The sequence below is a fragment of the Streptomyces kaniharaensis genome (assembly GCF_009569385.1).
In the GTDB taxonomy this organism is placed as follows: domain Bacteria; phylum Actinomycetota; class Actinomycetes; order Streptomycetales; family Streptomycetaceae; genus Kitasatospora; species Kitasatospora kaniharaensis.
Genome location: NZ_WBOF01000001.1, coordinates 1,142,805 through 1,160,688, shown reverse-complemented (window position 1 = coordinate 1,160,688; position 17,884 = coordinate 1,142,805). Strand labels below are relative to the sequence as shown.

Sequence of the window (17,884 nt, the reverse complement as noted above, 5' to 3'; positions counted from 1 at the left end):
GGTGGAACAGGCGGCGTCCCGCTTCGGCGGGGCGCCGCCTGCCCCTTTTCGCGGGCCGGCAAACGTGATCTCCCGGGCACGGAAATCCCCGGTCAGTCGGGGTTCCACCGTGCTACAGTCGAGTCAGTTGCAGTTTTGGTTCCCATGAACGTTTGTGTGCGCCTGCTGGTCCCAACCAACAGGCGCATTTGTTTTGTCCGGTGTTTCAGTCTCCGGATGGGGATCGCGGCTACTCCGGGGTTCACGCGGTGTGAATCCCTGATGCCCCAGTTAGAAGGAGACGGTTATGGCTACCGGCACCGTGAAGTGGTTCAACAGCGAGAAGGGCTTCGGCTTCATCGAGCAGGCCGAGGGCGGCCCGGACGTGTTCGCCCACTACTCGAACATCGCCGCTCAGGGCTTCCGTGAGCTGCTCGAGGGCCAGCAGGTCGAGTTCGACGTGACCCAGGGCCAGAAGGGCCCGCAGGCCGAGAACATCCGCGTCATCGGCTGACGTCAGCCTCCGCGCTGACTCGCGATCTCGCGAAGCGGGGGCCCGCACCACACGGTGCGGGCCCTCGCCCATGCCGCCATACGGCCGGGGCGGCGCACTCCCCACCGACGGCCGACCAGCCCGGGCGACCGGGCTGCCGACCGACGAATGGAGACCCCGTGACCACCCCTGCCCGCTCGCCCCGCGACCGCGGCCCCCGCACGACCGGCCCGCGCACCGACGCCGCCCGCACCGGCCGTACCGACGCCGGCTCGCGCGCTCGCAAGCCGCGCGGCCGCAACGCGGCCCCCAAGACTTCGCGCGCCGCCGCGCCCGCGCCCGCCGACTTCACCGTCGTCGAGGGCACCCCGGCCCGGCCCCCGGCGGCCACCTTCGCCGAACTCGACCTGCCGAAGGCGATCCTGGCCGCGCTCACCCGCGAGGGCGTCACAGAGCCGTTCCCGATCCAGGGCGCCACCCTGCCCGACTCGATCGCCGGCCGCGACGTGCTCGGCCGCGGCCGCACCGGCTCCGGCAAGACCCTCGCCTTCGGCCTGCCGCTGCTCGCCCGCACCGCCGGCCGCCGCGCCGTCGCTCGCCACCCGCTGGCGCTCGTCCTGGTCCCCACCCGCGAGCTGGCCCAGCAGGTCACCGAGGCGCTCACCCCGTACGCGACCGCCGTCAACCTGCGGATCACCACCGTCGTGGGCGGCATGTCGATCGGGCGGCAGGCCAACGCCGTCCGCCGCGGCACCGAGGTCCTCGTCGCCACCCCGGGCCGGCTCGACGACCTGATCGGGCGCGGCGACGTCATCCTCTCCGACGTCGCGATCACGGTCCTCGACGAGGCCGACCAGATGGCCGACATGGGCTTCCTGCCGCAGGTCACCAAGCTGCTGGAGCAGGTCGCCGAGGACGGGCAGCGGATGCTCTTCTCCGCCACCCTGGACCGCAACGTCGACCGCCTGGTCAAGCGCTTCCTGACCGACCCGGTGACCCACTCGGTCGACCCGTCGGCCGGCGCGGTCAGCACCATGGACCACCACGTCCTCCAGCTCGACCCGGCCGACAAGGCGTCCGCCACCGCGCACATCGCCTCCCGCGACGGGCGCGTGATCATGTTCGTGCACACCAAGCACGGCGCCGACCGGCTCGCCAAGCAGCTGCTCGCCAACGGCGTCAAGGCCGCCGCGCTGCACGGCGGCAAGTCCCAGCCGCAGCGCAACCGGGTGCTCGACCAGTTCCGGGACGGCCACGTCACCGCACTGATCGCCACCAACGTCGCCGCCCGCGGCATCCACATCGACGGCCTCGACCTGGTCGTCAACGTCGACCCGCCGGTCGACCACAAGGACTACCTGCACCGCGGCGGCCGCACCGCCCGGGCCGGCGAGTCCGGGACGGTCGTCACCCTCGTCCTGCCCGAGCAGCGCCGCGAGGTCAACCGGCTGATGACGGTGGCCGGCATCCGCCCGACCGTCACCAAGATCCGCCCCGGCGACGCCGACCTCACCAAGATCACCGGCGCCCGCACCCCCAGCGGCGTCCCGGTCACCCTCGCCGCCCCGGTCGTCGCCGAGACGCCCGAGACCAAGGCCAAGGCCGAGGGCAAGAACACCGCCCCGCGCCGCCGCCCCGGCAAGCGCTCCGGCCTGCCCACCGACGTCGACATGAACGGCAACCCGCGCCGCCCCCGCCCCAAGCAGCGCCTCGGCGGCGCCGCCCAGGGCGACCGGCCCCAGGCGGCCGGCTTCATCGGCCGCTCCTCCGGCCGTACCAAGCCCGGCAGCGGCTCCAAGTCCGGCTCCAACTACGGCACCGGACGCCAGCGCCGCTCCTTCGACTGACCCCCGGCGCCCGACGATCCGGCGCCCACGGCCCGGCACCCCTCCCGGCGAGGGGTGCCGGGCCGTTCCCGTTCCCGCCCGTCAGACCGTCACGGCCGTCGGAGCGAGCCGGCGCAGGCGATCGCCCGTCTCGGCATCACGCGGCGCGAGGACGACCAGCTGAAGGCCGCCCGCCGACTGGAGAACGTGCTGGTCGATCCGGAGCAGGCCCAACTCCTCGTGACGGATGACCTTCTCCGTACCCGCCCGCTCCTCGACCTCGTGCTCGTCCAGCCAGCGCTCCGCCTCCGGGTAGGACTCCCGCACCTGGGCGATCAGCCGCGCCAGACGGCGACCGGCGGCCGTCCCGTCACCACCGCGCTCGGCATAGGCGGAACGCAGCTGGGCCAGGAAACGGCGCGCATGCGCCTCCCACCCCACAAGCCGCGCCCGGTGGACGGCGTTGCCGAACACCACCCACGCCAGGTTGCACCGCTCCGGCGGCCGGGCCGACAGCCCGAACAACGCCTCCGCACCCGGATTCCAAGCACGGACATCCCAGTTCACGTCCATCAGGAACGCCGGCGCCGGCCACTGCGCGTGCATCAGCCGCAGCAGCGCCGCCGGCACCTCGTCCGGCGCATCCACGTCGGCGTCCAGCGGATGACCGCACGCCAAGCGGAACAGATACGCCGTCTCCGCCCGATCCAGCCGCAGCGTACGGGCCAGACTCGTCAGCACCTCCGGCGACGGATTGATGTTCCGCCCCTGCTCCAGCCACGTGTACCAGGTCACCCCCACCCCCGCCAGCAGCGCCAGCTCCTCCCGCCGCAACCCCGGCGTACGCCGCCTCACCCCGGGCGCCAACCCGACGTCCTCCGGCGTCAACCGGGCCCGACGGCTGCGCAGAAAACCCGACAACGCCTCACGGCGCTCCTCCGCCTCACCCATGTCCCCCGCCCTCTCTGGTAGTCGGACTACCAGTATCGCCACGCACTGTTGCACCCCGCCCGACCCGGCGAGGCTTGATCCCGTCAACGGACCGCACTCGCAAGGGAATTCCGATGAACCGCCAGAACCGATCGGTGCGCCGCGCTCTGATCGCCACCGCCACCGCCCTGCTCCTCGGCACCGTCGGCGCGCTGCCCGCCGCCGCGAACACCGGCTGCGCCCCGGCCGTCATCACCGGGCACGCAGCCTCGCTGGTGCCCGAGTCGGCTGTGTGGGATCCGGCCCACCACCGCTTCCTGCTCGGCTCGTTGCGGCACGGTACCGTCTCCGCCGTCCGCACCGACGGGAGCGTCCGCACCCTGGTCGACGACCCGGGCACGCTGCTGGAGGTCGCCGGTCTGCGGGTCGACGCCGCCCGCGGCCGGGTCCTCGTCACCAACCTCGACAACGGCCTCGGCGAGCGCAGCAGCACCGCCACCAACGGCCGGATCGCCGGGATCGGCGCCTACGACCTGGAGACCGGCCGCCGCCTCTTCTACGTCGACCTCGCCGCCGTGGCCGGCGACGGCGGCCCGCACCTGGCCAACGACATCGCCATCGGCCCGGACGGCACCGCGTACGTCACCGACTCCTTCGCCCCGATCGTCTACCGGGTCGGCGCGGACGGCAGCGCATCCGTCCTGGTCCACGACGACCGGCTGACCCCGCGGCCCGGCGGCTACGGCCTCAACGGCATCGTCCACCGCGACGGCCGGCTGGTCGTCGGCAAGTGGGACGACGGGACGCTCTGGCAGATCCCGCTGCACCACCCGGCCGACCTGCGGCGCGTCGAGGTCACCGGCGCGGACGGCGGCGCCCTGCTCCACCTCGACGGCCTGCTCGGCCGCCCGGACGGCAGCATCGCGGGCATCACCAACGCCTTCTTCGGCGCGGGCCGGGACGCGGAGGTCGAACTGCGCTCGGACGACCACTGGCGCACCGCCCGGCTGGCCGCCGTCCGCCCCTCCGCCGACCCCACCCCGACCGCCGTCACCGCGGGCCCGGGCGGCAGCCTCTACCAGCTGTCCGGCGGCCTGCCGGACGCCTTCGCCGGGCACCCGACGGACACCTTCACCCTGCGGCGGCTCTGACCGCCCCGGCCGGACGAGGTCGAGGACGTCGTGTTACTACGAGACGCACGAGCCAACCGAGGACGAGGTCACGAGCGCCGAACCGGTCGAGCCGCAGCCGGCCGAGTCGGTGATGATCACCACGTCGCTGCGGCTGCCCAAGCCGGGTCCCATTAGCCGGTGAGGGCGGGGAGCGGAAGCGGCGCACGGCGGGCCTCGTCGTAGCGGGTGAGGAGGAGGGCGGCGAGTTCCGGGGCGGGGCCCAGGACGTCGGCCACGAGGTCCGCTGCGGCTGCCGCTTCGGTGATCCGGTCGGGGAGGCGGCCGGGGGCGAGGAGGTAGGGGGCGACGGCGGTGCGGCGGGCGCCCGTGGCGCGCAGGGCGGCGAGGGCGTCCGGGACGCGGGGACCGGTTCCGGCGGCGTAGGCGACCTCGACGGCGGCCCAGCCGCGGGTGCGCCGCCACTCGGCGGCGACGGCGCGGGTGGCGGCGTCGGCGGCCGGGTCGGAGGAGCCGGCGGCGGCGAGGACGACGCCGGTGCGGGCCCGGACGGTGGGGGAGGCGACGTCCAGCCCGGCCTCGGCTAGCCGCCGGTCGAGGGCGGCGAGCAGCAGCGGGGACGGGCCGAGGACGTCGGCGACGGGCAGGGCGGCGCCGGCGGCCCGGAGCGCGGCGGGGATGTCGTGCTTGGCGTGGAAGGCCCGGTTCAGCAGGAGGGGGACGGCCACCGCGCCGTCGAGCCGCGCGACGACCTGCGGGATGCGCGGCGCGCAGTGGTCGAGGTAGGCGGTGGCGATCTCCAGCCCGGGCCGCCGCGCCCGCACCCCGTCGACGAGCGCCGCGACCGTGGCGGCGTGCCGCGGGTCGCGGCTGCCGTGCGCGATGAGGAGGAGTGCGGGCACCGGCGGCTGCCTCACTTGACCGCGGCCACCAGGCCGCGGTTGCGCAGCACCCGGCGCTCGACCGGGGTGAAGACCAGCAGTTCGATGGCGATGCCGACGAACAGGATGAGGATGATGCCGAGCAGCACCCCCGCCATGTCGGAGAACTCGCGCTGGTTCTCCAGGTACCGGCCGAGCCCCAGGCCCAGGTCGGGGGAGGAGGCGACGAGTTCGGCGGCCATCAGGGAGCGCCAGGAGAACGCCCAGCCCTGCTTGAGCCCGGCGAGGTAGCCGGGCAGTGCGGCGGGGATCAGGACGTGCCGGGCGCCGGCCAGGCCGGTGGCGCCGATGGTGCGCCCGGCCCGCAGGAACAGCGGCGGCACCTGGTCGATGCCGGCGACGAGGCCGTTGGCGATGGACGGGACGGCGCCGAGCAGGATGACGGCGTACATCATCGAGTCGTTGATGCCGAGCCAGATGACCGCGGCCGGCACCCAGGCCACCGAGGGCAGCGACTGCAGGCCCTGCAGGACCGGCCCGATGGCGGTGCGCACCGGCCTGACCCGGGCGACCACCAAGCCGATCGGGGTGCCGATGGCGACGGCGAGCAGGAAGCCGGACAGGCCGCGCCAGACGCTGGTCCAGATGATCGAGAACAGCGTGCCCTGGTACCAGAGGTCCTGCGCGGAGTGCCACACGTCCGCCGGGCTGGGCAGCTTGTACGCCGAGGTGAGGTGCAGGCTGTACGCGCCCTGCCAGAGCGCGAGCACCACCAGCACGCCGATGAGCGGCGGCAGCGCCTTCTGCCGCAGCACGTCGCCGAGCGAACTGCGCTGCGCGGAGACGGAGTCGAGCGCGTCGAGGCCCGCGCCGACGTCGGCGCTGTCGCCGGCGTTGTCCCCGGGCCGGGTGAGCGTGGTGTCAGTGCTGGACATGGCGACGGATCTCCCCACGCAGTTCTTCGGTGATCTCGATGGACAGGTCGGCGACGCCCGCGGACTCGATCCGGCGCGGCTGCGGCAGGTCGATCCGCCACTCACGGGCGACCTGGCCGGGGCGGGAGGAGAGCAGGACGACGCGCTGGGCGAGCCGGACGGCCTCCCGCACGTTGTGGGTGACGAACAGGACGGACAGCTGTCGCTCGGTCCAGATCCGGGTGATCTCGTCGTGCAGCACGTCGCGGGTGATGGCGTCGAGCGCGGCGAACGGCTCGTCCATGAGCAGCACCTTGCTGCCCTGGGCGAGCGCCCGGGCCATCGCGACGCGTTGGCGCATGCCACCGGACAGCTCGTGCACGCGCTTGCCGTAGGAGCCGTTCAGGCGGACGAGTTCGAGCAGCCGCTCGGCCTCGGGGCGGCGCTCGGGGCGGGGGACGCCGGCGAGCTTGAGGGCGAGTTCGACGTTGCGGCCGGCGGTGAGCCAGGGGAACAGCGCGTGCTCCTGGAACATCAGCGCGGGCCGGCCGCCGGGCACCTCGATGCTGCCGCGGGTGGGCTGGTCGAGGCCGGCGACCAGGTTGAGCAGGGTGGACTTGCCGCAGCCCGAGGCGCCGAGCAGGGTGACGAACTCGCCGGGCGCGACGTCGAGCGTGATGTCGTCCAGCACGTGGGTCTGCGCGCCCGGCCGGCCGAAGGACTTGTGCACGTGCGAGATCCGGACGGCGGGCGCGGCGGCGCGGGCGTCGTCGGCGGTGGTGTCGGTGCCGGTGGTGTCGGTGGCGTCGGCCGAGGTGGTCAGTGCCGGGGTCATCCGGGCACCTCCTGCGGTGAGTGGTCGTGGGCCCCTCCTGCCCGTCGGCGGGCGGGGCGGGATGGCTGCGAGGTCGGGTGCCGGGGTCCGGCCCCGCCCGTCCCGGTGGGCATCGATCGGGGATCGACCGGGCAGGCGGGAGGCCGGACCGCGGAGTCGGGGGCGGGCGGCGGCGCTACCTGGCGGCGAGTCCGGCGTCCGCCACGGGGCCCTGGCCCTTGGCCGCGAGGACCTTGTTCAGCAGAGTCAGGTCGTAGATGCCGTTCAGGTTCGCCCCCGCGCCAGCGGAACTTGATCTGGGCAGCTTGAGCAGTCCGGCGGTGACGGCGTGGTCGGCCTCGGCCTGCAGGGTGCCGGCCAGTGGGTCGTCGAGGAAGTCGATGCCCGCCCAGGCCGCGTCGAGGACGGAGGGCTCCAGCGCGTTGCCGGTGTCCTTGCGGATGGCCTCGTTGGCATCGGCCTTGGCCTTGTCGGGGTCGGCCTTGATGAAGGCGTTGGTGGTCACCGAGCCGCGCAGGACGGCCTCGACCACGTCCGGGTGCTCCTTGAGGAACTTCTGCGAGACGATGATGTTGGTGATCACGAACTTCTTGTCCGGCCAGAGGTCCTTCTCGTCGAGCAGGACCTTCGCGCCGAGGCCGACCAGCTTGGAGGCGGTGGGCTCGGGCACCCAGGCGCCGTCGACGGATCCCTGCTTGTAGGCGTCGGGGGTGACCTTGTTGTCGGTGCGCACCACCGAGACGTCCCCGGCGCCGGAGGAGGCGTCGACCTTGTAGCCCTTGCCGGAGAGGTAGTTGAGCAGCGCGACGTCCTGGGTGTTGCCGAGCTGCGGGGTGGCGATCTTCTTGCCCCTGAGGTCGTCGAGGGAGGAGATCTTGTCGGGGTTGACGACGAGCTTCACCCCGCCGGAGGCCGAACCGCCGATGATCCGCAGCGACTTGCCGTCGGACTTGGTGAAGCCGTTGATCGCGGGGGAGGGGCCGATCCAGCCGATGTCGATGGAGCCGGCGTTGAGCGCCTCGATCTCGGCCGGGCCCGCGTTGAAGACCTGGGTCTTGATCTGCGTGCCGCCCAGCTCCTTCTGGAACAGGCCCTCCTGGAGGCCGACCAGCGCGGTGCCGTGGGTGAGGTTGGCGAAGTAGCCGATCTTGACGGTGTCGGCGGAGAGCTTGCCGCCGGCGGCCGAACTCGCTGCGGCGGCCGTGGAGTCCGAAGACTTTCCGGGCGCATTGGAGCCGTACCCGCAGGCGGAGAGCAGCGCGGCGGCGGTGAGGCCGGCGACGGCGGCAGCGGCGGTGCGTCTGATCCTTCCCGCGTTGGGGCGTGTGTACGTATGCGGAGGTGTCGGGGTCGTTGCCATGGGTGGGTCCTGTTCGCGGACTGACCGTCAGTAGGCGGTCTCGGGGCGGAAGTTCGGAAGGTGGTGGTGCTCGCGGCAACGATGTGCCGGGCAAGCCGGGCGGCTGCGGGGGAGGCGGCCCGGTGACGGGGCGTTCTCAGCCCCGCCGGCCCACACATCGGGTCAGGCCGCCCTGGCCGCTGCCGAGGGCGCCGCTGCCGATGCGGCCGCCTTCCTTGTCCATGCCCGAGAACGCCTCGCTGGGCATCAGACCCAGTCCTCCTCGTCGGTGGCGTCGTTGGCGTCGGTACTGCGTACGGTGTCGAAGGCCTCGCCCGCCATGCCGGCGGTGAGGGTGGTGCCGTCGGCGGGGTCGATCAGCAGGAAGGACCCGGTGCGGCGGTTGTCGGAGTAGCTGTCGAGGGCCAGCGGCTCGGCGGTGCGCAGCACCACGTGGCCGATGTCGTTGACGTTCAACCCGTCGGCGCCGGAGCTCTGTTCGAGCTTTCCTTCCCTGACCGGCGCGGTGATGTCGATCCGGTAGGAGATCTCCTTGACGAGTGCGCGGACGGTGCGGGTGGTGTGCTTGAGCAGCACCTTGTCCCCGGCACGCAGCGGGCGCTCGTTCAGGTGGCTGACCGTGGCCTCGACGTCCTTGGTGGGGACGGGAGTTGCACCTGCCGCTATCAGGTCGCCGCGGGAGATGTCGATGTCGTCGGCGAGGCGGACGGTGACCGACTGGGGCGCCCAGGCGATGTCCGTCTCCTCGCCGAGGGCGTCGATCCCGGCGACGGTGGTGGTGTGGCCGGAGGGCAGGACGGTGACCGGGTCGCCGACGCGCAGCACGCCGGAGGCCAGCTGGCCGGCGTAGCCGCGGTAGTCGGGGTGCTCCTCGGTCTGCGGGCGGATCACGTACTGGACCGGGAATCGGGCCGGCTCGGCGCTCGGGTCGCTGCCGACCGGGACGGTCTCCAGGTGCTCCAGCAGGGTCGGGCCGCCGTACCAGTCCATGTGCGCGGACGGCTCGACGACGTTGTCACCGGCGAGGGCGGAGATCGGGACCGCGACGACGTCCTTGACGCCGAGCGAGGCGGCGTAGGCGGTGAACTCCTCGGCGATGGCGGCGAAGACGGGCTCCGCGTAGTCGACGAGGTCCATCTTGTTGACGGCGAGGACGACGTGCGGCACGCGCAGCAGGGCGGCGACGGCCGCGTGCCGGCGGGTCTGCTCGACGACGCCGTTGCGGGCGTCGACGAGGACGACGGCGAGCTCGGCGGTGGAGGCGCCGGTCACCATGTTGCGGGTGTACTGCACGTGGCCCGGGGTGTCGGCGAGGATGAACCGCCGCCTGGGGGTAGCGAAGTAGCGGTAGGCGACGTCGATGGTGATGCCCTGCTCGCGCTCGGCGCGCAAGCCGTCGGTGAGCAGTGCGAGGTCGGGCGCGTCCTGGCCGCGGCCCAGGGAGACGCGCTCGACGGCCTCCAGCTGGTCGGCGAGCACCGACTTGGAGTCGTGCAGGAGCCGGCCGACCAGGGTGGACTTGCCGTCGTCGACGGATCCGGCGGTGGCGAAGCGCAGCAGCGAGGTGGCGGTCGCATCCTGAGTGATCGTCATGATTAGAAGTACCCCTCGCGCTTGCGGTCTTCCATCGCGGCCTCGGACAGCTTGTCGTCGGCCCGCGTGGCGCCGCGCTCGGTGAGGCGGCTGGCGGCGATCTCGGCGATCACGGCCTGGATGGTGGTGGCGTCGGAGTCGACGGCGCCGGTGCAGGACATGTCGCCGACCGTGCGGTAGCGGATCAGCCGCCGCTCGACGGGCTCGTGGTCCTTGGGGCCGCCCCACTCGCCGGCGGTCAGCCACATGCCGCCCCGGGCGAAGACGTCCCGCTCGTGGGCGTAGTAGATCTCGGGGAGGTCGATGCCCTCGCGCTCGATGTACTGCCAGACGTCCAGCTCGGTCCAGTTGGAGAGCGGGAAGACGCGCACGTGCTCGCCGACGGCGTGCCGGCCGTTGTACAGCGACCACAGTTCGGGGCGCTGGCGGCGCGGGTCCCAGGCACCGAACTCGTCGCGCAGGGAGAAGACGCGCTCCTTGGCGCGGGCCTTCTCCTCGTCGCGCCGGCCGCCGCCGAAGACGGCGTCGAAGCGGCCCTTCTCGATCGCGTCGAGCAGCGGGACGGTCTGCAGCGGGTTGCGGGTGCCGTCGGGGCGCTCGCGCAGGACGCCGCGGTCGATGAAGTCCTGGACGTGGGCGACGTGCAGGCGCAGGTTGTGCTCGGCGACGACGCGGTCGCGGTAGGCGATGACCTCGGGGAAGTTGTGCCCGGTGTCGACGTGCAGCAGTGCGAAGGGGACGGCGGCGGGCCGGAAGGCCTTGAGCGCCAGGTGCAGCATGACGATGGAGTCCTTGCCGCCGGAGAACAGGATCACCGGGCGTTCGAACTCCCCCGCGACCTCGCGGAAGATGTGCACCGACTCGGCCTCCAGCGCGTCCAGGTGGGACAGCGCGAACGGCCCCCCCGAATTCTGGTTGGGGTCGTCGGCCTGCACCAGGCTCCGGGTCGCGGTGGTCATGCGAGGCCCCTCTCGGTCAGGAAGGCGTGCAGCTCGGCGGCGGACTCGGCGACCGCGCGGCCCTGCGTCTGGATCCGCAGCTCCGGCGTCGTCGGGGCCTCGTACGGGTCGTCGACGCCGGTGAGGCCGGAGAGCTCGCCGGCGGCCTGCTTGGCGTACAGGCCTTTGACGTCGCGCTCGGCGCACAGCTCGACCGGGGTGGCGACGTGGATCTCCAGGAACTCGGTGCCGGCGGCGGCGTGCCGCTCGCGGACGGCGGCGCGCGAGTCGGCGAACGGGGCGATCACCGGGGCGAGCACCTTGACGCCGTTGGCGGCGAGCTTCTCGGCGACAAAGCCGATCCGGGTGACGTTGGTGTGCCGGTCCTCGCGGCTGAACCCGAGGCCCTTGGAGAGGAACTCGCGGATCTCGTCGCCGTCCAGGACCTCGACCTTGTGGCCCTCGTGGCGCAGCCGCTCGGCCAGGGCGAACGCGAGCGTGGTCTTGCCCGCGCTCGGCAGCCCGGTCAGCCACACGGTGGCGCCGCGCTCGCAGGGGGCGGCCGCGCGGGCCGCCTCTGCGGCTCTGTCGGCGACCGGGGTGTGAGCTGTCACAGTGAAGTCCTTAGGGAGAGTTGACGATGGGTCAGAGGTGGATGCCGCACTCGGTCTTGCCGGAGCCGGACCAGCGGCCGGCGCGGACGTCCTCGCCCTCGGCGGGCTTGCGGGTGCAGGACAGCGGAGAGCAGCCGATCGAGGTGTAGCCCTCCCACAGCAGAGGGTTGAGCAGCACCCCGTTGGCGGCGACGTAGGCGTCCACGTCCTCCTGTGTCCACCGGGCGATCGGGGCGATCTTGACCTTGCGGCGCTTCGGGTCCCAGGCCACCACCGGGGTGCCGGCCCGGGTCGGGGACTCGTCGCGGCGCAGCCCGGTGGCCCAGGCGTCGTACGCGAGGAGGCCGCGGTTCAGCGGCTCGACCTTGCGCAGCGAGCAGCAGAGGTCCGGGTCGCGGTCGTGCAGGTTCGGCCCGTACTCGGCGTCCTGCTCGGCCACGCTCAGGCGCGGCGTCAGGGTGATGACGTTGACCGGCATGGTCGCGGCCACCGCGTCCCTGGTGCCGATGGTCTCGGCGAAGTGGTAGCCGGTGTCCAGGAACACCACGTCCACGCCGGGGAACACCGAGGAGGCGAGGTGGGCGACGACCGCGTCCTCCATGGAGGAGGTGACGCAGAACCGCCTGCCGAAGGTGTCGGCGGCCCACCGCAGGATCTCCTGCGGGGTGGCCTCCTCCAGCTCGCGGCCCGCTCTGGTCGCCAGCTCCTCGTAGTCAGTGCTCGTCATGCTCTGTATCCCCGTTGGTCGGATTCCCGTTGGCCGGACGCCCGTTGGCCGGTGACAGCAGACCGAGAAACTTCAACTGGAAGGCGCGGCGGCACCCGTGGCATTCCCAGGCGCCGTGGCCGGCCTCGGAGGGGCGCAGGTCCTCGTCCCCGCAGTACGGGCAGAAGAACGGCGCCGCACGCTCGCTCACTGCCCACCTCGCTTCGCTCGGCGTCCGCTTCGCGAGACGCGCCCCTCTCGATCGGTTCGCTTGCTTCGCTCGCTCACGACAGCTGCTCCTCGCTGGCCCGGGCCGCCCACTGGGCGAAGCGCTCGCCCTCGGTGCGGTCGGCCTGGTAGCGGGTCAGGACGCGCTCGACGTAGTCGGGCAGGCCGTCCTTGGTGACCTTGAGGCCGCGGACCTTGCGGCCGAAGCCGGCCTCCAGGCCCAGCGCTCCGCCCAGGTGCACCTGGTAGCCCTCGACCTGGTCGCCGTTGTCGTCGGTGACCAGCTGGCCCTTGAGGCCGATGTCGGCGACCTGGATGCGGGCGCAGGCGTTCGGGCAGCCGTTGATGTTGATGGTCAGCGGTTCGGCGAAGTCCGGCAGGCGCGTCTCCAGCTCGTCGATGAGGGTGCGGCCGCGCTCCTTGGTCTCGACGATGGCGAGCTTGCAGTACTCGATGCCGGTGCAGGCCATGGTGCCGCGGCGGAACGGCGACGGGGTGACGCGCAGGTCCAGTGCCTCCAGGCCGGCCACCACCGACTCGACCCGGTCCTCGGCGATGTCGAGGATCAGCATCTTCTGCTCGGCGGTGGTGCGCAGCCGGTCGCTGCCGTGGGCGGCGGCGAGGTCGGCGATCTCGCCGAGCAGCTTGCCGTCGACCCGGCCGACGCGCGGCGCGAAGCCGATGTAGTACCGGCCGTCCTTCTGCCGGTGGACGCCGACGTGGTCGCGCCAGCGGGCGGCGGGCTCGGCGGGCGCGGGGCCGTCGACCAGCTCGTACTTGAGGTACTCGTCCTCCAGCACCCGGCGGAACTTCTCCACGCCCCAGTCGGCGACCAGGAACTTGAGCCGGGCGCGGTTGCGCAGGCGCCGGTAGCCGTAGTCGCGGAAGATGCCGATGACGCCGCCGTAGACGTCGGCCACCTCGTCCAGCGGGACCCAGGCGCCCAGGCGCACGCCGAGCCGCGGGTTGGTGGAGAGGCCGCCGCCGACCCACAGGTCGAAGCCGGGGCCGTGCTCGGGGTGGACGACGCCGACGAAGGCGACGTCGTTGATCTCGTGCGCGACGTCGAGCAGGGGGGAGCCGGAGACGGCGGACTTGAACTTGCGCGGCAGGTTGGAGAAGTCCTTGTTGCCGATGAAGCGGCGCTGGATCTCCTCGATGGCGGGCGTGCCGTCGATGATCTCGTCCTCGGCGATGCCGGCCACCGGGGAGCCGAGGATGACGCGCGGGGTGTCGCCGCAGGCCTCGGTGGTGGACAGGCCGACGGCCTCCAGCTTCTGCCAGATCGCGGGGACGTCCTCGATCCGGATCCAGTGGTACTGGATGTTCTGGCGGTCGGTCAGGTCGGCGGTGCCCCGGGCGTACTGCTCGGAGACCTCGGCGATGGCCCTGACCTGGGCGACGGTGAGCCGGCCGCCGTCGATCCGCACGCGGAGCATGAAGTACTCGGCGTCGAGCTCGTGCGGGTCCAGGATCGCGGTTTTGCCGCCGTCGATGCCCTCCTTGCGCTGGGTGTAGAGCCCCCACCAGCGCATCCGGCCGCGCAGGTCGGCGGGGTCGATGGAGTCGAAGCCGCGGTGCGCGTAGATCGTCTCAATACGTGTCCGCACGTTGAGACCGTCGTCGTCCTTCTTGAACTGCTCGTTGGCGTTCAGCGGGGTGAAGTGGCCCATGCCCCACTGGCCCTCACCGCGGTGGCGGGTCACCTTGCGAGCCGCGGCGGGGCGGCGCGCGGCGGCGCGGTCGGCCGTGGGCTCGGCGGTCTCGGGAGAGGTGGCCATGGTGAAGTCCTTCGGGGCAGGTGGCTCTGACGCCGGGTGGGTCGCGGAGGCGTGCTCGGCGGTGCGGTGCTGCTGTGACCTGCTGATTCTCAGGAACTGGAGAGCAGTGACCGGGGCCGGGCAGGCGCCTGCGCATCCGCTTCGGCGGGGATGGCAAGGTGGGTCGCGCCGGGTGCGGTGGTGCGGCGGGGTGGGGCTCCACCTGCGCGCCGGCGGGCAGGAAAGGGGGCTCAGGTCACCGGACAGATGGCGCTGGACACGCGAAGGAGATCGACGTGGAGTCGACCAACTAGGGTGGTTCCGGCGCTTGGCATGGCAAGAGATTCGCACGGCGCACGACTCGCGGTCCACTAACGTCCGCATCCTGGACGCCTGGGTTTCGTCAGGCGAGACGCCGAACCGTTCCCGCCGCTCCCCGGCAGGCCCCCCGCTGCACGCCCGAACCCCGGGGAGATCAACCGGACGGCCCCGGCCCGATACCGTTAGCCCTGTGGAAGCAGCAGGCGATACGAGCAGATCGACCCCCGAGCGGCTGCCCCGGCGCCGGGGCAAGGGCTCCCGGCGCGCGGCCAAGCAGGCGACCTGGCGCCGCACCGCGTGGGAGCTGGTCAAGGACACCACCAACACCTGCGTCGAGTACCGGGTCACCGGCCTCGCGGCGGAGGCGGCCTTCTTCACCCTGCTGTCGATCCCGCCGCTTCTGCTCGGCCTCGCCGGCACGCTCGGCTACCTCGACGAGTTCCTCGGCGCCGGCACCATCGACCGGCTGAAGCACGACATCGTCTCGGCCTCCGGGACGGTCCTGTCGGACTCGTCCATCAAACAGGTCGTGGTTCCGCTGCTCGACGACGTGTTCGACCACACCCGGCCCGACCTCATCTCGATCGGCTTCCTGCTGTCCCTGTGGTCCGGCTCCCGCGCGCTCTACATCTTCATCGACACCATCACCGTCATGTACGGGCTCGACGGCAAGCGCGGGATCGTCAAGACCCGGCTGATGTCCCTCGGCCTCTACCTCGGCGCGCTGGTGATCGGCTCGCTGGTGCTGCCGCTGCTGATGGCCGGCCCCGGGCTGATCGAGAACGCCGTGCCCGGCATCGCCGGACTGGTCGGCGCCGCGTACTGGCCGGTGGCGATCGTGCTGCTGATCGTCTCCCTGACCACGCTCTACCACCTCGCCGTACCGGTCTCCACGCCCTGGCGCGAGGACATCCCGGGCGCCCTGGTGGCCCTCGTGGTGCTGGTCTTCTGCAGCGTCGCCCTGCGGATCTACCTGGTCAGCTCGGTCGAGGGGCCCTCGGCGTACGGCTCGCTGGCCGCGCCCGTGGCCGTCCTGCTGTGGATCTTCGTCGTGGCGCTCGCCGTCCTGATCGGCGCCGCCATGAACGCCGCCATAGACCGCCGCTGGCCCACCCTGGAGACCGCCGACGCCCGCGCCGAGAACGAGCGCGCCCACGAGGCCGCCGCCGCGGCCGTGGTCCGCGAGGTCGCCGCGCGGCGGGCCGTCGAACGGGCCCGGCGGGCGCGCGAGCTCGGCCTCGCCGACGGCGCCGAGGAGGAATGGGGCGAGGAGGACGCCGAGGACCACGACGTCCCCTCCGAGTACCCCGAGCGCTGGGCCGACGTCCTCGCCGCCGACAACCTGCGCGGCCGGCTCACCGCCCGCGGCGGCGGCCCGCACCACCGGCCCACCCCGCCCCCGCCCGACAGCGACCGGCCCACCGCCCCGCCGCCGGAGTACCCGATGCCCGACTACCCGCCCAGGCCGCCCTGGGACCAGCAGCAGCACTGAACGAAGGAGGGCCTCTCCCCCAGATGCGGGGGAGAGGCCCTCCTCGTCGTCTCGCCGTGCTCGTCAGGCGGTCGCCGGGTTCTGGTTGGGCGGATACGGCCCGGACGGGAACGGCGGCGTGTGCGGCCGGCCCGACGCCTCCGGCGCGGCAGCCGGGTGGGGCGCCGACGGGTACCCCGGCATCTGCTGCTCGGCCGACTGCGGCTGCGGCTGCGACTCGGGGGAGGGGTGCCCGGCCGGCTGCCCCGCCGAAGGCGCCTGGCGGCCCGCCTGCCGCGCCGCGGCGCGCTTGGACGCCGGCGCAGGCGCCGCGAAGTCCGTACTCGGCAATGCCGGCTCCAGCGCCGTCCGCCCCGCGGAATCGCTCAGCTTGATCAGCAGAGCCACCGTCAGCCAGTTCGCCAGCAGCGACGAACCACCCGCCGCCAGGAACGGCAGCGCCTTGCCGGTCAGCGGGACCAGCCCGCTCACCCCGCCGACGACCACGAACACCTGCAGCGCCAGCGCCGTCGACAGCCCGGTGGCCAGCAGCTTGCCGAACGGGTCGGTCAGGCCCACCGCCGTGCGAAGCCCGCGCTGCACCAGCAGCAGGTAGACCAGCAGGATCGCGGTCACCCCGGCCAGGCCCAGCTCCTCGCCGATCGTCGTGAAGACGAAGTCGCTGCGCCCGGCGAAGCCGATCAGCCACGGCCGCCCCGAGCCCAGGCCCGTCCCGGTCAGGTGCCCCGTCCCCAGGCTGAACAGCGCCTCGGCGGGCTGGTCGGAGATGATCGCCGGGTCGTGGTGCTCCTTGTAGATGTCGAGCGGGTGCAGCCACGCCTCGACACGCCCGTGCACGTGCGGCTCCACGGTGCCGACCACCGCCGCGCCGCCGACCGCCATCAACAGACCGAGCACCACCCAGCTGGTGCGCTCGGTCGCCACGTACAGCATCACGACGAAGACGCCGAAGAAGATCAGCGAGGTGCCGAGGTCGCGCTCGAAGACCAGCACCAGCAGGCTCACCACCCAGATCGCCAGCACCGGCCCGGCGTGCCGGCCGCGCGGCAGGGTCAGCCCCCAGATCTTCCGGCCGGCCAGCGCGAGCGCGTCCCGGGAGGCCATCAGATAGCCGGCGAAGAAGATCGTGATCGCGACCTTCACGAACTCGTCCGGCTCGAAGGAGAGTCCGAACAGGCGGATCCAGCGCTTGGCACCGAAGTCCTCCGGGCGGCCGGGGAAGAACGCGGGCGCGGCCAGCAGGATCAGTGCCCCCGCCATCAGCAGGTAGACGTAGCGCTGGAGGAACCGGTGGTGCTTGATCAGCACGACCACCGCCACCAGCGACACCACCACGGCTATGTACACCCACATCAGCTGCTGCGGCGCGGCGGGGATCTTCTGGTAGTCCCCCTTCCGCGAGTGCGCCGCCGCGTAGGAGATGTCCAGCCGGTCGAGCAGCATCAGCCCGAAACCCGTCAGGAAGACGCCCAGCGGCAGGATCAGCGGATCCGCGTACGGGGCGAAGCGGCGGACCGCCATGTGCGCCGCACCGGCCAGTGCGCCCAGGGAGAGGCCGTGCACCAGCAGGCCGGGCGGCATCTTGCCGGTCAGCGCCAGGTCGGCGTCGATGTGTCCCGCCAGACAGATGGCCACCGCGAGGACCAGCAGGCCCAGCTCGATGTTGCGGTGGCGGCCTGCGAGCCGGCGGCCCTCGCCGCGTGCAGTGCTTTGCACCCTTGTCGTCCCCTTGTTGTCACCCACGTGGCGTTATGCCGACGGTGCATCCTGCCAGACGAACGTGCTCCTCCGCCGGTTGCACCGAGCGCGGTACCGGGGCCAGAACTTTGCCCGGGCAAAGCTTTGACCGTACTTGGCAAAGCTTTGTTCAGCTCGCGGTATAGA

The 17,884-nt window shown here is 72.6% G+C and carries 17 protein-coding genes; 4 read left to right on the top strand and 13 right to left on the bottom strand.

Translation table 11 applies throughout. The annotated features are described in order from the left end of the window. Positions 1-286 precede the first annotated feature (286 nt). Complete coding sequence (locus tag F7Q99_RS05280; protein WP_153460276.1) at positions 287-493, top strand: cold-shock protein; 207 nt, start codon at positions 287-289, stop codon at positions 491-493. Positions 494-651: 158 nt separating this feature from the next. Then, complete coding sequence (locus tag F7Q99_RS05275; RefSeq protein ID WP_326846289.1) at positions 652-2,319, top strand: DEAD/DEAH box helicase; 1,668 nt, start codon at positions 652-654, stop codon at positions 2,317-2,319. 81 nt (positions 2,320-2,400) lie between these two features. Here the strand turns inward: F7Q99_RS05275 and F7Q99_RS40315 are convergent, their stop codons facing one another. Then, on the bottom strand, positions 2,401-3,249 hold the full coding sequence (locus F7Q99_RS40315; protein ID WP_195910993.1) for a helix-turn-helix transcriptional regulator: 849 nt from the start codon (positions 3,247-3,249) through the stop codon (positions 2,401-2,403). Between the two features lie 113 nt (positions 3,250-3,362). Here F7Q99_RS40315 and F7Q99_RS05265 point away from each other — a divergent pair, with 113 nt between their 5' ends. Next, positions 3,363-4,379, top strand: coding sequence for a hypothetical protein (locus F7Q99_RS05265; protein WP_153460274.1), 1,017 nt, complete (start codon positions 3,363-3,365; stop codon positions 4,377-4,379). A 152-nt stretch (positions 4,380-4,531) separates the two neighbouring features. On the opposite strand, the gene F7Q99_RS42465 is transcribed toward F7Q99_RS05265, so the two are convergent. From F7Q99_RS42465 to F7Q99_RS43055, 11 genes are all read right to left on the bottom strand, one after another. Then, on the bottom strand, positions 4,532-5,260 hold the full coding sequence (locus F7Q99_RS42465; RefSeq protein WP_326846288.1) for a sirohydrochlorin chelatase: 729 nt from the start codon (positions 5,258-5,260) through the stop codon (positions 4,532-4,534). 11 nt (positions 5,261-5,271) lie between these two features. Continuing rightward, positions 5,272-6,174 carry an ABC transporter permease gene (locus F7Q99_RS05255; RefSeq protein ID WP_153460273.1) on the bottom strand — a complete coding sequence of 301 codons (903 nt, stop codon included), beginning with the start codon at positions 6,172-6,174 and terminating at the stop codon, positions 5,272-5,274. Continuing rightward, positions 6,161-6,988 (bottom strand): ABC transporter ATP-binding protein, encoded by an 828-nt coding sequence (locus F7Q99_RS05250; RefSeq protein ID WP_153460272.1) that lies wholly within the window; start codon positions 6,986-6,988, stop codon positions 6,161-6,163. Before F7Q99_RS05250 ends, F7Q99_RS05255 begins: the two co-directional genes overlap by 14 nt. 175 nt (positions 6,989-7,163) lie before the next feature. Next, positions 7,164-8,348, bottom strand: a complete 1,185-nt coding sequence (locus tag F7Q99_RS05245) for an aliphatic sulfonate ABC transporter substrate-binding protein (protein ID WP_153460271.1) — start codon at positions 8,346-8,348, stop codon at positions 7,164-7,166. Positions 8,349-8,594: 246 nt separating this feature from the next. Then, positions 8,595-9,941, bottom strand: coding sequence for a sulfate adenylyltransferase subunit 1 (locus tag F7Q99_RS05235; protein WP_153460269.1), 1,347 nt, complete (start codon positions 9,939-9,941; stop codon positions 8,595-8,597). A gap of 2 nt (positions 9,942-9,943) precedes the next feature. Further along, complete coding sequence (cysD, locus tag F7Q99_RS05230) at positions 9,944-10,900, bottom strand: sulfate adenylyltransferase subunit CysD (protein ID WP_153460268.1); 957 nt, start codon at positions 10,898-10,900, stop codon at positions 9,944-9,946. Beyond that, a complete protein-coding gene (gene cysC, locus F7Q99_RS05225) occupies positions 10,897-11,493 on the bottom strand; it encodes an adenylyl-sulfate kinase (protein ID WP_326846287.1) in 597 nt (198 codons plus the stop codon). The genes cysD and cysC overlap by 4 nt, the downstream gene beginning before the upstream one ends. Before the next feature lie 31 nt (positions 11,494-11,524). After that, on the bottom strand, positions 11,525-12,220 hold the full coding sequence (locus tag F7Q99_RS05220) for a phosphoadenylyl-sulfate reductase (RefSeq protein WP_153460267.1): 696 nt from the start codon (positions 12,218-12,220) through the stop codon (positions 11,525-11,527). Further along, entirely contained in the window at positions 12,207-12,410 is a 204-nt protein-coding gene (locus tag F7Q99_RS05215) for an eL43 family ribosomal protein (RefSeq protein WP_326846286.1), read from the bottom strand. Before F7Q99_RS05215 ends, F7Q99_RS05220 begins: the two co-directional genes overlap by 14 nt. A gap of 73 nt (positions 12,411-12,483) precedes the next feature. After that, positions 12,484-14,208, bottom strand: a complete 1,725-nt coding sequence (locus F7Q99_RS05210) for a nitrite/sulfite reductase (RefSeq protein ID WP_153460266.1) — start codon at positions 14,206-14,208, stop codon at positions 12,484-12,486. Between the two features lie 230 nt (positions 14,209-14,438). Next, the gene (locus tag F7Q99_RS43055; RefSeq protein WP_310593185.1) at positions 14,439-14,522 is read right to left on the bottom strand and encodes a putative leader peptide; all 84 of its coding nucleotides are present in this window, start codon (positions 14,520-14,522) and stop codon (positions 14,439-14,441) included. Positions 14,523-14,698: 176 nt separating this feature from the next. Here F7Q99_RS43055 and F7Q99_RS05205 point away from each other — a divergent pair, with 176 nt between their 5' ends. After that, entirely contained in the window at positions 14,699-16,000 is a 1,302-nt protein-coding gene (locus F7Q99_RS05205) for a YihY/virulence factor BrkB family protein (RefSeq protein ID WP_326846285.1), read from the top strand. Between the two features lie 63 nt (positions 16,001-16,063). On the opposite strand, the gene F7Q99_RS05200 is transcribed toward F7Q99_RS05205, so the two are convergent. Further along, positions 16,064-17,716, bottom strand: coding sequence for an FtsW/RodA/SpoVE family cell cycle protein (locus tag F7Q99_RS05200; RefSeq protein WP_326846284.1), 1,653 nt, complete (start codon positions 17,714-17,716; stop codon positions 16,064-16,066). Positions 17,717-17,884: the final 168 nt, after the last annotated feature.

What these genes read in the sequence shown, in the direction of transcription:
- F7Q99_RS05280 (WP_153460276.1), top strand. Translation starts at nt 287, where the DNA reads ATGGCTACCGGCACCGTGAAGTGGTTCAACAGCGAGAAGGGCTTCGGC.
- F7Q99_RS40315 (WP_195910993.1), bottom strand. Translation starts at nt 3,249, where the DNA reads ATGGGTGAGGCGGAGGAGCGCCGTGAGGCGTTGTCGGGTTTTCTGCGC.
- F7Q99_RS05265 (WP_153460274.1), top strand. Translation starts at nt 3,363, where the DNA reads ATGAACCGCCAGAACCGATCGGTGCGCCGCGCTCTGATCGCCACCGCC.
- F7Q99_RS05255 (WP_153460273.1), bottom strand. Translation starts at nt 6,174, where the DNA reads ATGTCCAGCACTGACACCACGCTCACCCGGCCCGGGGACAACGCCGGC.
- F7Q99_RS05250 (WP_153460272.1), bottom strand. Translation starts at nt 6,988, where the DNA reads ATGACCCCGGCACTGACCACCTCGGCCGACGCCACCGACACCACCGGC.
- F7Q99_RS05245 (WP_153460271.1), bottom strand. Translation starts at nt 8,348, where the DNA reads ATGGCAACGACCCCGACACCTCCGCATACGTACACACGCCCCAACGCG.
- F7Q99_RS05235 (WP_153460269.1), bottom strand. Translation starts at nt 9,941, where the DNA reads ATGACGATCACTCAGGATGCGACCGCCACCTCGCTGCTGCGCTTCGCC.
- cysD (WP_153460268.1), bottom strand. Translation starts at nt 10,900, where the DNA reads ATGACCACCGCGACCCGGAGCCTGGTGCAGGCCGACGACCCCAACCAG.
- F7Q99_RS05220 (WP_153460267.1), bottom strand. Translation starts at nt 12,220, where the DNA reads ATGACGAGCACTGACTACGAGGAGCTGGCGACCAGAGCGGGCCGCGAG.
- F7Q99_RS05210 (WP_153460266.1), bottom strand. Translation starts at nt 14,208, where the DNA reads ATGGCCACCTCTCCCGAGACCGCCGAGCCCACGGCCGACCGCGCCGCC.
- F7Q99_RS43055 (WP_310593185.1), bottom strand. Translation starts at nt 14,522, where the DNA reads ATGCCAAGCGCCGGAACCACCCTAGTTGGTCGACTCCACGTCGATCTC.